Source organism: Pseudarthrobacter sp. NKDBFgelt (genome assembly GCF_046097905.1).
Taxonomy (GTDB): domain Bacteria; phylum Actinomycetota; class Actinomycetes; order Actinomycetales; family Micrococcaceae; genus Arthrobacter; species Arthrobacter polychromogenes.
On the sequence record NZ_JBJURL010000018.1, the window covers coordinates 39526 to 53190 of the forward strand.

13 protein-coding genes are annotated in these 13665 nt (G+C 66.8%); 4 read left to right on the forward strand and 9 right to left on the reverse strand.

Going from position 1 to position 13665, the window contains the following annotated elements:
* Positions 1-6: 6 nt before the first annotated feature.
* The 9 genes from ACKAE7_RS07135 to ACKAE7_RS07175 form a co-directional block, all read right to left on the reverse strand.
* On the reverse strand, positions 7-1074 hold the full coding sequence (locus ACKAE7_RS07135; RefSeq protein WP_408978830.1) for a hypothetical protein: 1068 nt from the start codon (positions 1072-1074) through the stop codon (positions 7-9).
* A gap of 2 nt (positions 1075-1076) precedes the next feature.
* Positions 1077-1484: a chorismate mutase gene (locus ACKAE7_RS07140; RefSeq protein WP_066277345.1), complete on the reverse strand. Its 408-nt coding sequence runs from the start codon at positions 1482-1484 to the stop codon at positions 1077-1079.
* 105 nt (positions 1485-1589) lie between these two features.
* Positions 1590-3314: an ABC transporter ATP-binding protein gene (locus tag ACKAE7_RS07145; protein WP_408978821.1), complete on the reverse strand. Its 1725-nt coding sequence runs from the start codon at positions 3312-3314 to the stop codon at positions 1590-1592.
* A complete protein-coding gene (locus ACKAE7_RS07150) occupies positions 3311-4324 on the reverse strand; it encodes an ABC transporter permease (RefSeq protein WP_408978822.1) in 1014 nt (337 codons plus the stop codon). Before ACKAE7_RS07150 ends, ACKAE7_RS07145 begins: the two co-directional genes overlap by 4 nt.
* A gap of 2 nt (positions 4325-4326) precedes the next feature.
* On the reverse strand, positions 4327-5418 hold the full coding sequence (locus ACKAE7_RS07155; protein ID WP_408978823.1) for an ABC transporter permease: 1092 nt from the start codon (positions 5416-5418) through the stop codon (positions 4327-4329).
* A 142-nt stretch (positions 5419-5560) separates the two neighbouring features.
* Entirely contained in the window at positions 5561-7192 is a 1632-nt protein-coding gene (locus tag ACKAE7_RS07160; RefSeq protein WP_408978824.1) for an ABC transporter substrate-binding protein, read from the reverse strand.
* Positions 7193-7419: 227 nt separating this feature from the next.
* Positions 7420-8562: a tRNA 2-thiouridine(34) synthase MnmA gene (gene mnmA, locus ACKAE7_RS07165; protein ID WP_408978825.1), complete on the reverse strand. Its 1143-nt coding sequence runs from the start codon at positions 8560-8562 to the stop codon at positions 7420-7422.
* A gap of 218 nt (positions 8563-8780) precedes the next feature.
* On the reverse strand, positions 8781-10010 hold the full coding sequence (locus tag ACKAE7_RS07170; RefSeq protein WP_188811744.1) for a cysteine desulfurase family protein: 1230 nt from the start codon (positions 10008-10010) through the stop codon (positions 8781-8783).
* Between the two features lie 45 nt (positions 10011-10055).
* Entirely contained in the window at positions 10056-10748 is a 693-nt protein-coding gene (locus ACKAE7_RS07175; protein WP_408978826.1) for a hypothetical protein, read from the reverse strand.
* 208 nt (positions 10749-10956) lie between these two features.
* On the opposite strand from ACKAE7_RS07175, the gene ACKAE7_RS07180 reads away from it, so the two are divergent.
* From ACKAE7_RS07180 to ACKAE7_RS07195, 4 genes are all read left to right on the forward strand, one after another.
* Positions 10957-11907, forward strand: a complete 951-nt coding sequence (locus tag ACKAE7_RS07180) for a J domain-containing protein (protein ID WP_191034645.1) — start codon at positions 10957-10959, stop codon at positions 11905-11907.
* Positions 11908-11929: 22 nt separating this feature from the next.
* Positions 11930-12397 (forward strand): tRNA (cytidine(34)-2'-O)-methyltransferase, encoded by a 468-nt coding sequence (locus ACKAE7_RS07185; RefSeq protein WP_104185011.1) that lies wholly within the window; start codon positions 11930-11932, stop codon positions 12395-12397.
* Positions 12398-12592: 195 nt separating this feature from the next.
* A complete protein-coding gene (locus ACKAE7_RS07190) occupies positions 12593-13201 on the forward strand; it encodes a sigma-70 family RNA polymerase sigma factor (protein WP_408978827.1) in 609 nt (202 codons plus the stop codon).
* On the forward strand, positions 13202-13665 hold a 464-nt coding region (locus ACKAE7_RS07195), incomplete at its 3' end, for an RskA family anti-sigma factor (RefSeq protein ID WP_408978828.1).

The window sequence follows — 13665 nt, forward strand, 5'->3', positions numbered from 1 at the left end:
CGCCGGCTAGCCCTGGGCGAGCTGGTTCAGCCCGTCCGCAAGCTGGGTAAGCCTGCCAAGCACCGCTGTGGCCTGCGACGGCGAGCCGCCGGCGAGCCCGGCCAAGGGTGTCACCCGGATGGAGGCCAGAGTGTGTGCCGAAAGGCCCAGCTGCCGCCAGGGCCGCCACACGGCCTCCACCGATTCAGCGACCTTGGGCAGCGCCCCGCCGGCTGCCTCCACGGCGCCGAGCCACAGGCTTGAGCCTGATTCCACCGCTCCAGCCAGCTGCTCCCACTGCCGGGACGTCAGGGCTTTCAAAGGAACAGCTATGCCGTCCGCTCCGGCAGCCAGGATCTGTTCGAAGGGCGCTTCCACCTCGGGAACGGCGATCACCGCTTCGGCGGCGCCCGCGGCCCGCAGGGCGTCAAGGACCAGCCGCCACGATTCGCGTGCTTCAGACGCCGGCACCGCCCGGAGGGTGCGGTAGCCGCTGGAGGTGGGAATGGTGCCGGCCAGCACCGCGGCGACGTCCGGCTCGTCCACCTGGACTACCAGGCGCGCACCCGGTACGGCGGCCGCCACCCGGGAGAGGTATCCGCCCACACCGGCGGCAAGCGAGGCTGCAAGGTCCCGCCGGGCGCCATAGTCGAGGAGGGCGCGCTCGCCGTTGTGCAGGTGGAGCCCGGCCGCCAGGCTCAGCGGCCCCACCAGCTGGACCTTGATCTCTGCGGCAGGCCGTTCCTCGGCTCCGGCCACGTCGGCGAGGACGTTAATGTCCGTGGCCAGGGCTGACGCGGCGCGGCGGAAGTCCTTGCCGGGCCGGTCGACCAGCCGCCACCCATAGGGCTGGACGTCGACGGCCAGCTCGGCCAGGAGGCTGGCCGTACGCCCCAGGGCATCGGAACCAACTCCGCGGTCCGGCAGTTCGGCGAGGAAGGGCAGATGCGGGCTGCCGAGTTCGCCCCGGATGATCCGGGCGGCCTCCACGGGGTCTTCGCCCGGCCACGGTCCCAGCGCAGTGGCCGTCACTTCCCGCGGCGGAGCGGGCGCCGGTGAGGAGGCACCGCCACGGGGTTCAGGCCTTTCGACCATGCTCACGCGAGGGCTGATGCCTGCGGGTGCTGGCCCGAGGCTGCCTCGTGGTCTTCCGCGATGGCCTCATGGTGCCTTATGACTTCCCCGATGATGAAATTGAGGAACTTCTCGGCAAAGGCAGGGTCCAGGTGGGCGTCCTCGGCGAGGCGGCGAAGCCTGGCGATCTGGGCGGCCTCACGGCCGGGGTCCCCGGCGGGCAGCCGGTGGGCGGCCTTGAGGAAGCCCACTTTCTGGGTGGCCTTGAAGCGCTCGGCCAGCAGGTAGACCAGGGTGGCATCAATGTTGTCGATGCTTGAACGGATGGAGAGCAGTTCAGCCATCACCGACTGGTCCACCTGGTCCGCCAGCGAACTTGCTGAGGGGTCGTAGTCATCGGCGTCAGGAGTGTGAAGGTTGTGCTGCGTCATGGTTCAAGTCTATGGGCAGGCACCGGAATCACCCGGGTGTTAAGCGCCGGTGCCGGTATCCGGCACCGGCGCTTCGGGCTCCGACGCGGCGCCGAGTCCTGCCGCTCAGATGCCCAGCAGGGCTCGGTGCGCTTCCCTCCGCTTCGCCTGTTCCTGCGGATCCGGTACGGGCAGGGACGCGATGAGCCGCCGGGTGTAGTCGTGCTGCGGGTTTCCCATCACCTGGCTGCCGATCCCCTGCTCCACGAGCCTGCCCTTATAGAGGACGCCCACCCAGGAGGAGAGGGTGTCCACCACCGCGAGGTCATGGCTGATGAACAGGCAGGCGAAGCCAAACTCCTGCTGGATGTCCCTGAACAGTTCTAGGACCTTGGCCTGCACCGAAACATCCAGTGCGGACGTCGGCTCATCGGCGATCAGCAACCGGGGATTCAGGCTGAGTGCCCGAGCCAGCGACGCCCGCTGGCGCTGGCCGCCGGACAGTTCGTGCGGGTACCGTGCCGCGTACGACGCCGGGAGCTGGACTGATTCAAGCAGCTCGCCGACGCGTTTGCGAGCCTGCGCCGGGCTTGGCTTCGTGTGGATGACCATGGGTTCGGCGATACAGTCCCCGATGGTCAGCTGCGGGTTGAAGGACGCCGCCGGGTCCTGGAACACAAACCCTATGTCCTTGCGGAGCGGCTTGAAGGTCCGTTCCTTGAGGTTCAGCATCTCGTATCCCAGCACCTTCAGGCTGCCGCCGGTGGTCCTGTTGAGGCCGGCGATGGCCCGCCCGATGGTGGTCTTCCCGGAGCCGGACTCCCCCACCAGGCCGAACACTTCGCCCCTGGACAGCGTAAAGCTGACCCTGTCCACTGCCTTGAAAGCCGGTGTTCCCAGCCTCCCCGGATACTCGATGGACAGGTTGTCGGCCTCCACGAGGACTTCCTCCTCCTGGTGGGCCCGGCTGGCCAGTCCTGCGGAGGCGGAGTTCCGTCCGAGGTGCGGCACCGCGGCGAGGAGGCTGCGGGTGTAGTCCTGCCGCGGTTCTGCGAACAGGGTGCGGGCCGGAGCCTCCTCCACCACGTCGCCCTGGTACATCACCACCACCCGGTCGGCCAGGTCTGCCACCACCCCCATGTTGTGCGTGATGAGCACAATGGACGTGCCGTACTTGTCCCGCAGGTCCCTGAGCAGTTCCAGGATTTCCGCCTGCACTGTGACGTCCAGGGCCGTGGTGGGCTCATCGGCGACAATAAGCCCGGGATTCAGGGCCAGTGCCGCGGCGATGACCACCCGCTGCTTCTGCCCGCCCGAGAACTGGTGGGGGTAGTAGTTGACCCGGTGTTCCGGATCGGGGATCCCCACCTTGCGCAGCGCTTCAATGGCCCGGGTTTTGGCCTCCTTGGCTGAAACCCGCTTCCCGTCGCTTCCGGTGTGCGCCCGGATGCCTTCGGCAATCTGCCAGCCCACGGTGAACACCGGGTTCAGTGCGGTGGACGGTTCCTGGAACACCATGGCAACGTCCCGGCCGCGGATCTGGCGGAGCCGGGCGGCGCTGACGCTGATGACGTCGGCCCCGTTGATCAGCACCGCCCCGGAGCTGCTGGCCGTTTCCGGGAGCAGGCCCAGGATGGTCTTGGCGGTGACCGTCTTGCCGGATCCGGACTCCCCCACAATCGCCAGCACCTCCCCCTTCCTGACCTCGAGGCTGACGTCCTTGACTGCCTGGACCGGACCGCCGTCCGTGGCGAACGTGACCTGGAGGTGGTCGATGTCGAGAACGGGGCGGCCGTCGTCGGGCTCCCCGTTGGGGCTCCGCCCGGACAATGGATCGATATTGACGGTCATGATGCCCTCGCTTCGGTTGCGATGGCGGCGTTGTCCACCGGCGCCGGGGAACTGCCGCCCGTGCTCTTGCGGCCGCGGAGGCGTGGATCGTTCAGGTCGTTGATGCTCTCGCCTACCAGGGTCAGCCCCACTACGGTCAGCACGATCGCCAGGCCGGGGAACAGCCCGGTCCACCAGATGCCGGACGTGGTGTCGGCGAGCGCCTTGTTGAGGTCGAAGCCCCACTCCGCGGCCGAACTGGGCTCAATGCCGAAGCCCAGAAAGCCAAGGCCGGCCAGGGTGAGGATGGCTTCGGAGGCGTTCAGGGTGAAGATCAGCGGCAGGGTCCGGGTGGCGTTGCGGTAGATATGGCGGGTCATGATGCGGATGTTGGACGCTCCCACCACTTTGGCGGACTCCACGAAGGGCTCAGCCTTCAGCCTGACGGTCTCGGCCCTGATGACCCGGAAATACTGCGGAATGAAGACCAGAGTGATGGCCGTGCCGGCAGCGAAGATGCCGCCGATGAGGCTGGACTGTCCTCCGCTGATGACGATGGCCATGACAATGGCCACCAGCAGTGACGGGAAGGCGTACACGGCGTCGGCAATGACCACCAGGATCCGGTCGAGCCACCCGCCGAGGTAACCGCTGACCAGGCCCAGGACAACGCCGACGACGATGGACATGGACACGGCGACGACGATCACCATGATCGCCGTCTGTGCGCCCCAGATGACCCGCGAGAGGACGTCGTAACCGCCCACGGTCGTCCCCAAAAGGTGCTTGCCGCCTGGGGCCTGCTGCGTGGGGAAGTTGCCGTCGGCGTCGGAAAGCTGGGAGAAACCGTAGGGTGCCAGCAACGGTGCGAAAAGCGCCGTCAGGACGAACAGGCCGGTGAGGACCAGCCCTGCGACCAGCATGCCGCGCTGGAGGCCAACGCTTTTGTTGAAGTGTGAGACCACCGGCAGGCGGCGGTACCAGGGAGCCCGTGGACTTTCCATCGGAACGGGAACGGCGGGGATGCTCATGGTCAGTACCTCACGCGGGGATCGATCAGCGCGGCAATAATGTCCACGATGAAGTTGGTCATGGCCACGATGATGGCGAGCAGCACCACGATGCCTTGCACGGCCACGAAGTCACGGGCCGTGAGGTAGTTGGCGAGCTGGAATCCCAGGCCTTTCCATTCGAATGTCTTCTCGGTCAGCACCGCCCCGCCGAGCATCACTGCTATTTGCAGGCCCATCACCGTGATGATGGGTATCAGTGCGGGCTTGTAGGCATGCTTGGTGACCAGGCGGTATTCGCTGACGCCCCTGGACCGGCCGGCCTCAATGTAGTCCCTGCCCAGGGTGCCGATGACGTTGGTCCTGACAAGGCGGAGGAAGATGCCGGCTGTCAGCAGCCCCAGCGCCACCGCGGGCAGGACGGCGTGGGCCATGACATCTCCCAATGCGGCCATGTTGCCGCTTCGAAGCGCGTCCAGCCAGTAGATTCCGGTGGGTGCCTCCAGTGACGTCAAGGCCAGTTCGCTGGACGTCCTGGCCCGCCCTGCCACCGGCAGCCAGCCGAGCCAAACCGAGAAGGTCAGCTTCAGCAGCATGCCGGCGAAAAACACGGGGGTCGCGTAGCAAAGAATGGCGAAGACCCGCAGGACGGCGTCCGGCGCCTTGTCCCGGCGGTGGGCCGCCACCATGCCCAGCGGAATGCCAACCACGAGGGCGACGAGCAGTGCGTTGATGCTCAGCTCCAGGGTGGCCGAGCCGTAGGTTGTCAGGATTTCGGAGACGGCGCGGTTGTCCGTGAGCGTCCGGCCGAAGTTGCCGGTGGCCAGCTGGCCGAGGTACTCGAAGTACTGGACCAGGATGGGCCGGTCGTAGCCGGCCGCCTGGATCCGCTCCTGGAGCTGGTCCGCCGGCAGGCGCCCTCCCATGGCTGCGGTGATGGGGTCGCCGGTGATCCTCATCAGGAAGAAGACCATGGTTACCAGGATGAAGATGGTGGGGAAGATCAGCAGGAACCGGACCAGGATGTACTGTCCCAATCCACCGCCGGATGATTTTTTGGCGGCCGGGAGCAGTCCGTCCGCGTCAGTTGGTGGCGCGTCAATCAATGTCGTCATGGGTACCTCAGGTTGTCTTTGCGGTGCCCGCGGCGGGCCGGCACCGCATCCCGTCCAGCACGCGGGGCGGGACACGGGCGCCTGGCAACAGGCGCACCGTGTCCCGCCCCGTGTGCGGTCAGAGCCGGATGTTTCGGTGGACCTACTTGGACATCACGCCAAGACGGGTCTTGAACGAGGCATCGAGGGTCTTTTCGACTCCCTGGACATCCGTTCCGGCCACCATGACCTGGGCGCCCTGCAGCAGCGGCAGCGTGGAGAGGTCCTTGGCGATAGCTTCCTGGGCCTCGCCCAGGAGTTCGCTCCGCTCAGCCTTGTCCGTGGTGACCAGCTGCTGCTTCACGATGTCCGTCACGGCCGGGTTCTCGTAGTGGTTGCCGAGGAAGTTGCCCGGGATAAAGAACGGCGTCAGGTAGTTGTCCGCGTCCGAATAGTCCGGGAACCAGCCCAGCTGGTACACGGGGTAGGCGTCGGCCCGGCGTTCCTTGGTGTAGGTGGTCCACTCTGTGGACTTGAGGTCGACGGTGAAGAGCCCTGACTTTTCGAGCTGTTCCTTGACCAGCGCGTACTCGTCGGCCGCGGAGGTGCCGTAGCGGTCCGTGTACTGCAGCTTCACGTCAACCACCGAGGTGATGCCGGCATCGGCCAGGACCTGCTTTGCCTTGTCCAGGCTCGGCTTGCCGCTCCCGTCACCGTAGAGGCTCTTCAGCGGCTCGGTTGCGCCTTCGAATTCCTTGGGCACGTAGGAGTAGACCGGAGTGTAGGTGTCCTTGAAGACCTGCGAAGCAATGACGTCACGGTCAACGAGGTGGGCGATGGCCTGGCGGACGGCAAGGGCCTTGGCAGGATCGGCTTCCGGGGTCTTCGCGCCGAACGGCATGGTGTCAAAGTTGAACACCATGTAGCGCAGTTCCCCGCCCGGGCCCTTGTGGACCTTCACCTTGTCGTCGCCTTCAAGGTCTGCGACGTCGGTAGCGGTAAGGATGCGCCCGGCGACGTCGATGTTGCCCTGCTGGACATCGAGCTTCAGGTTGTTCGGGTCCGCGTAGTGCTTGAGGGTGGCTCCGTCGTTGGACGCAGCGCCCAGCAGCCCCTGGTAATCCGGGTTGGGCTTGAAGCTGACCAGTTCGTTCTTCTTGTAGCTTTCAATCGTGTACTGGCCGGCGAACGGCTTGGCCGCAACGATGGCGTCGTCGTCCATGATCTTGTCCGCCGGGAAGACTTCCTCGTCCACGATCGGACCGGGGTTGGAGGCAAGCACGCCCGGGAACACCTGGTCGTTTCCGGCTGCAAGGGTGAACACCACGGTGTTGGCGTCCGTCGCCTCGATCTTTTCCATGTTGGCGAGCAGTGACGCCGGCCCGTTGGGGTCGTCGATCGTCTTGACGCGGTTGAAGGAAAACACGACGTCGGACGAATCCAGCGTGTTGCCGTTGGCGAACTTCAGGCCGGGCTTGAGCTTCACGGTGTATTCGGTGGGGCTGGTGAAGGAAGCGGACTCCGCAATGTCCGGGGTGGCATCGGCAGTGCCGGGTTTGTAGTTGAGCAGGAACGGGTAGATCTGGTTCATGACCATGAAGGATCCGCCGTCATAGGATCCGGCCGGATCCAGGGTGACCACTTTGTCCGTGGTGCCGTATGTGATGGCGCCACCCCCGGTATCGCCGGTCGAGGTTCCGCCGCCGCCTGAGGGGCCCGTGCAGGCAGTCAGTGCGAGGGCGGAAATGCCTGCCAGCGCGATTGCGCCGTGCAGTGCTTTGTTGCTCTTCGTCATCTAAGAACTTTCTGTTCGATGAGTGCGCGCCCGCCGACCGCTGATGGGTGCATTTGCTCAGGCGGGAAGCGCGCGGTGCTGATGCCTAGATTCAATCAGAGAGTCAACACTCATCCCGGACCATTTTGTGAGTTGAGACACAAAATTTACCTGATTGCCCCCGCAGCCACGGTACAACCAACAACACCGCCCCGGCGGAACCGGGGCGGTGCTGGGGACATGCTGGTTTAGAGCTCGGCGCGCTGAAGCGAGCGGGCGGCGTCGATGGTTGCCTGGCCCAGCACCCGGCTGCCCTGGTAAAGGACAATCGTCTGGCCCGGGGCCACTCCCCGCAGCGGGGTGGTGAGCCGGACTACCAGCTGGCCGGCGGCGGCGGCGTCCCCGCCGTGGCCTGTCACTTCCATGCGTGCCGTCGCGGGCACGGGGTCGCCGTGGGCACGGACCTGGGCGTGGCAGTCGAATTCCCCGCCCGTCTCCACCTCGGCGATGGGCAGTCCTGCCCAGGAGACCTTGATGCCGCGGATCTCGTCGATGGCCAGCAGGGCCTCCGGGCCCACTACCACCTTGTTTTCCTTGGGCCGGATCTCCAGGACGAAGCGGGGCTTCCCGTCGGCGGCGGGCGTGCCCAGTTTCAGGCCGCGGCGCTGGCCCACGGTGAAGGCGTTGGCGCCCGGGTGCTCGCCGACCTTTGTGCCGGTTTCGTCCACGATGTCCCCGGTGGTCATGTCGATCTTTTCGGCGAGCCATCCGGCGGTGTCACCATCGGGGATGAAGCAGATGTCGTGGCTGTCCGGCTTGTTGGCTACCGAGAGTCCGCGGCGTTCAGCCTCCGCGCGGACTTCAGCTTTGGAAGGCGTGTCGGCCAGCGGGAACATGGAGTGCTTGAGCTGCTCGTGCGTCAGGACGCCCAGGACGTAGCTCTGGTCCTTGGCCCAATCAGCGGCCCGGTGGAGCTCGCGGTTACCGTCAGCATCCTCGATGACCTTGGCGTAGTGTCCGGTGCACACGGCGTCGAACCCCAGGGCGATGGCTTTTTCCAGGAGCGCGGCGAACTTGATCCGCTCGTTGCACCGCATGCAGGGGTTGGGCGTGCGGCCGGCGGCGTACTCATCGATGAAGTCCTGGACAACGTCTTCCTTGAACCGCTCGGAGAAATCCCAGACGTAGTACGGGATGCCAAGGACGTCGCAGGCGCGCCACGCATCGCGGGAGTCCTCGATGGTGCAGCAGCCGCGGCTTCCGGTGCGGAGCGTGCCGGGCATGCGCGAAAGCGCCAGGTGGACGCCGACGACGTCATGCCCCGCCTCGACGGCGCGGGCGGCGGCGACGGCGGAGTCGACTCCGCCGCTCATGGCTGCTAGAACTCGCATGGTGGCTTTCCCTCGGGTTTCCCGGCTCCGGGCCGGTGCTGGCGGACGTGCGCGGCTGGCTGCGCTGGGTGGCGGCGCTGGATAAGGACGCTGGGTTCCGGCGCCAATTCCCGGCGCTGATTCTTGGGGCTGATTCTAAGGGCAGGCAGGCTCCCGGAAACGATCCTTGCCTATCTATTCTACGGCCTCAGCACAGAGCCCCGTCAGGCCGGCCTCCGTCAGCCGCCGTTGAGGGGCCGGCGCGCAAGCGTTCCTGCGGTCTGGATGCTGGACTCGTGCCCGGCCATCCCCGCCTGCCGCGCCCGGGCATAGGCGTCAGGCAGCGCGGCCAGGAGGGCGTCGACGTCGCCCTCCACCGAGGCATGGCCCAGGGTGAACCGCTGCGCGCCCCGCGCCGTCTCCTCGTCCAGGCCCATGGCCAGCAGAACGTGGGAAGGCCTGGGCACACCCGCCGTGCAGGCCGAACCGGTGGATGACTCCACGCCGGCCAGGTCCAGGAGGAACAGCAGGGAATCCCCCTCGCAGCCGGGAAAAGTGAAATGCGCGTTGCCGGGGAGCCGGCCGTTTCCGGCGGCACCGCGCAGGACGGCTTCCGGAACCCGTTCCAGGACACCGTCAATCAGCCGGTCGCGGAGGCCCGCAATGCGTGTGGACTCGGCGCCCAGGGTGGCTGCGGCCTTCTCAGCGGCAGCGGCGAAGGCTGCGATCGACGCCGTGTCCAGGGTGCCCGAGCGGACGTCCCTTTCCTGGCCTCCGCCGTGCTGGACGGGGGTAAGTTTCACGGACCGCCCCAACAGGAGCGCACCCACCCCAACCGGGCCGCCGATCTTGTGGCCGGAAATGGACATGGCGTCAAGGCCTGAGGCCTTGAAATCCAGGGGGAGGGAACCGAACGCCTGGACCGCGTCCGAGTGCACGGGGACCCCGGCGGCGTGCGCCAGCTCCACGATCCTGCTGATGGGCTGGATGGTGCCCACCTCGTTGTTGGCCCACATCACGGTAACCAGGGCGATGGTGCCCGGGTCACGGGAAAGTTCAGCGTCAAGGACGGCGAGGTCCACCACTCCGTCGCTGTCCACCGGCAGCCAGACCACCTCGGCGCCTTCGTGGCGTTCCAGCCACTCCACCGTGTCCAGGACTGCATGGTGTTCGACGGCGGAGCAGAGGACGCGGCGCCGCGCGGGCACGTCAGCCACGCGGGACCAGTACAGCCCCTTCACGGCAAGGTTGTCAGCCTCCGTACCGCCCGAGGTGAAAATGACTTCCGACGGGTGCGCTCCCGCGGCTGCAGCAACAGCCTCCCGGGCGTCCTCCACGGCACGGCGGGCCCGCCGGCCGGAACCGTGCAGCGAAGACGGGTTTCCGGTGCGGGCCAGTTCACGGGTCAGCGCGGCCAGCGCCTCAGGTGCAAGGGGGGTGGTTGCTGCATGATCGAGGTAAACGGGCACCCCGCAATTCTACCGGCCCCCCTGCCGGGCAGGCGCCGTCCCCTGCTAGGCGGACGGCGGGATCACCGGCAGGAAACGGGCGACGTCGGCCCTCGCCCCTGCGAGCGCGGCAGCGTCCGGGCACGAGAGGGAGATGTAGACGGATGACCCGGCCGTGCCGAACAGCCTGGCGAGCACCGCAGTTGCCCTTCCAGCCGGCTGGGCTGCCTGTTCCAGGGCCAGGACCTCGACGGTCCTGCCGGGCCCTGCCGGGTCCGCGCCCCACCGCAGTGTCTCCGTCTTCAGGTAGCCGGGCAGGATGGACGGGTCCAGATACTCAAAAAGTGCAACGGTGGATTCCCTGTCGTCGCCCCGGACCAGGGCAGCCTGGCTGGTGCGCACCCTGGCTGCCACCAGGCAGCCGTCTTCCTTCTCGTAGCGGGCTTCGGCGGCCACGCTGCCGGCGACGGCCTTCCATCCCGGCGCTTCCTTCAGTCCGTCCCCGATGCCTACGGGCATGCCGGGGGCAAGGCTGCCGCCGGCGGCAAAGGGAAGGTCCTGCGCGGCCACTGCGGCAGCATCGTGGCCAGGCGTAATGGTGGGGGTGGCAAGCCCCGGCGTGCTGGCGACAGGTTGCGGAGCTGCAGGATCCCGCACCTCCACGCTGCAGCCGCCAACCAGCAGAGCTCCCATTGCGGCTGCCAGCACCGGCACCACCCGCCGCCTGGCCCTGTTAGCCATTCCCGCCGTCGTCGGCATATCCATTCCTGCCCCCAATACGTTCAGCCGCAGCCGGGACGGCCGCGCATGCATGAGTCTAAATGCACTTGCCTGCGGCGCCCGCACCCGGTCCGCGGGGACTCGGGGAACCCTGGAGGCCCGGAGCGTCGTTGTTCAGGACAGGCCGTTAAACTGTGCGGACCGGGCTACCTGCGAAGACTGGCCATACCAAGAGAAGGATGAGGGCTTGACCGAGAGCAGCAGCTCCTATTACCAGGTACTTCGCGTGGCGGTAACGGCCACGGAGAAGGAGATCAAGGTGGCCTACCGCCGGGCTGCCCGGACGGCCCATCCTGATCACGGCGGTGATGCCGCCGCGTTCCGGCAGGTGACGCGTGCCTACGAAACCCTTATCGACCCCACCCGCAGGAAAGCCTACGACCGCTCCTATGCCGCCGGCACGCTGCGCAACGAGGACGCGGACACGGAGGCGCATTTCGACGCGCCACCGGCGGGCAGCCGCGCGTCGGCCACTGTGCACCGGCAAGGCAACGTCCGCAACACCGCCGGCGACCCCCCTGTGTACGTCCCGCCGTATGAGGATGCCCCTTCCGGCGAGGTTCCGCTGATTCCCCTGGCAGTCGCCCGCCAGCAGGTGCACGGCATGCCACGCAAACGCGGTATTTTCGGGGCCGAGGCACGCATCCAGCGGGAGATGCGCACGGTCCAGCTCCTGACCCGGCAGGTCCTGCCGGCCATCCCGGCCGCACGCCTGATCAACGGCCTCCAGTCCCCTGCCGACAACAGCCACATCGACCACGCCGTCCTGTCCGGCTACCGGCTGGCACTGGTCGGCTCCATGCTGCTGCCCAAGGGCGCCTATGCCTGGGACGGGCGCACACTGAACCACGGGGGCCGCTCCATTGCCCCGCCGCAGCTCGGGCACGTTGTCCGGGCCATGCAGGACATCTTCCCGGAACTGAACGTCACGGGCTGGACGGTGGTGCTCAACCCTGGCGGCAACCTCCACGAGCCGGTGATAGACAACCACCGCCGTTCAGCCGGTGCCCTCGAGGCCGTGCAGGTGGTTAACGCGGCAGGCATGGTGCGCGGGCTGAAGGAATTCCTTGCGTCCGGGCCCGCGCCCAACTCGGTGAATGTTCCGGTGCTGGCCAGGCTGCTGCGCGGCATGCACTGACAACGGTGGCTAGGATGGGACGGTGTTCCGCATCCTTTTCCACGCCCCCGAAATCCCCGGCAATACCGGCAACGCCATCCGGCTCGCAGCCATTACCGGCGCCGAACTGCACCTCGTGGAGCCGCTGGGTTTCGATTTCTCAGACGCGAAGCTCCGCCGTGCCGGGCTGGATTACCACGATCTTGCCGTCGTCACCGTGCACCCCAGCATCGAGGATGCGTGGAAGCACCTGCAACCGGAGCGGGTCTACGCCTTCACTTCTGACGGAACCGCCAGCTACACCGATATTTCCTACCAGCCGGGCGACGTCCTGATGTTCGGCCGTGAATCCGTGGGGCTGCCGCCGGAACTGAAGGCCGATCCCCATGTGACGGCCACGGTGCGGCTGCCCATGCTGCCGGCCCTGCGTTCCCTGAACCTGGCCAACGCCGCGTCCATCGCCGTGTACGAGGCCTGGCGCCAGCAGGGCTTTGCCGGCGCCAAAATCTGACCCCGCAGCAGCCGGCAACTTCTCTGCACACCCGGCCAATCCATCCGGGCAGCTGTTCCGAATCACTTCCGACAACATTCCCAGGCGTTGGAGGAGCTGCAGGTGACATTGCTGGAGTCAAGATCCAGGACCTCCCGCAGCAGCCACGGCGGTACTGCTGAGGATTCACGGCCGGGAGACTTATGCTTGGTAGTGATGGAAACCCCCAACGCGCCACACCCCGAGGCCCAGGCCGCGGTGTCAGACCCTCCGGCCGACCTCAGCCACCGGCTTTCAGTCCTGCTGGAAAGCATAGGCCGGGGTGACCAGGCGGCCTTTGCCGAGTTTTACCAGCTGACGTCCCGCCGCGTTTTCGGCATGGCCCGCAGGGTCCTGATCGATCCCGAACTCAGCGAGGACACCACACAGGAGGTCTTCCTCCAGGTGTGGCAGAACGCATCCAAGTTCGACCCCAAGGCAGGGAGCCCGCTCTCCTGGCTGATGACCATTTCGCACCGGCGGGCCGTGGACAGGGTCCGTTCCTCGCAGTCCTCCACTGACCGCGAGGCCAAGTACGGCGCCAGCACCCAGGACATCGACCACGACTCCGTGGCGGACCAGGTGGGAAGCAGGCTGGAGGCGGAGGCCGTGGTGCGGTGTTTGGAGACACTGACCGAAACGCAACAGGAGTCTGTGCGCCTGGCGTACTACGGGGGCCTCACCTACCGGGAAGTTGCCGAACGCCTGAACGCCGCAGTTCCCACCATAAAATCCCGTATCCGCGATGGATTGATCCGACTGAAGACCTGTCTGGGGGTGAGTTAGATGACTGAAACCAACAGCGGCCGCAATGGCCGTTCCGGTTCGTTTGGCGACACCGTTGCCATGGACCTGGCTTCCGGCCGGGCGGTGGACCTGGCCGAACTTTATGCCCTGGATGCGGTAACTGAAGAGGAACGCCGGGCGATCGAACAGTACATGTCGGCCGCGCCGGAAGCGGAACGGACCGAGTTCTTCGACCGGGTGCGCCAGGCAAGGGAAACCCTCGTAAGGACCTTCCGTGTCGAGGAGCAGCCTCCGGCTGACCTTTTCGACCGTATCGTTGCCCAACTCCCTGCCCAGGGCAGCGGGCCGGACGCAAATACCCCGGCTCCACCTGCACCCGGACAAAGTGCAGCAGGACAGTTCGCACCGGGGCAGCCCGTAGCGTCGCAGCCGGCCAGTGTGCAGCCCGCCGGCGGAGACGAACTCGCCCGGGCCCGGCAGCGCCGCGAGGAACGGCGCAGGCC

What these genes read in the sequence shown, in the direction of transcription:
- ACKAE7_RS07155 (WP_408978823.1), bottom strand. Translation starts at nt 5,418, where the DNA reads ATGACGACATTGATTGACGCGCCACCAACTGACGCGGACGGACTGCTC.
- ACKAE7_RS07135 (WP_408978830.1), bottom strand. Translation starts at nt 1,074, where the DNA reads ATGGTCGAAAGGCCTGAACCCCGTGGCGGTGCCTCCTCACCGGCGCCC.
- ACKAE7_RS07145 (WP_408978821.1), bottom strand. Translation starts at nt 3,314, where the DNA reads ATGACCGTCAATATCGATCCATTGTCCGGGCGGAGCCCCAACGGGGAG.
- ACKAE7_RS07190 (WP_408978827.1), top strand. Translation starts at nt 12,593, where the DNA reads ATGGAAACCCCCAACGCGCCACACCCCGAGGCCCAGGCCGCGGTGTCA.
- ACKAE7_RS07160 (WP_408978824.1), bottom strand. Translation starts at nt 7,192, where the DNA reads ATGACGAAGAGCAACAAAGCACTGCACGGCGCAATCGCGCTGGCAGGC.
- mnmA (WP_408978825.1), bottom strand. Translation starts at nt 8,562, where the DNA reads ATGCGAGTTCTAGCAGCCATGAGCGGCGGAGTCGACTCCGCCGTCGCC.
- ACKAE7_RS07150 (WP_408978822.1), bottom strand. Translation starts at nt 4,324, where the DNA reads ATGAGCATCCCCGCCGTTCCCGTTCCGATGGAAAGTCCACGGGCTCCC.
- ACKAE7_RS07140 (WP_066277345.1), bottom strand. Translation starts at nt 1,484, where the DNA reads ATGACGCAGCACAACCTTCACACTCCTGACGCCGATGACTACGACCCC.
- ACKAE7_RS07175 (WP_408978826.1), bottom strand. Translation starts at nt 10,748, where the DNA reads ATGCCGACGACGGCGGGAATGGCTAACAGGGCCAGGCGGCGGGTGGTG.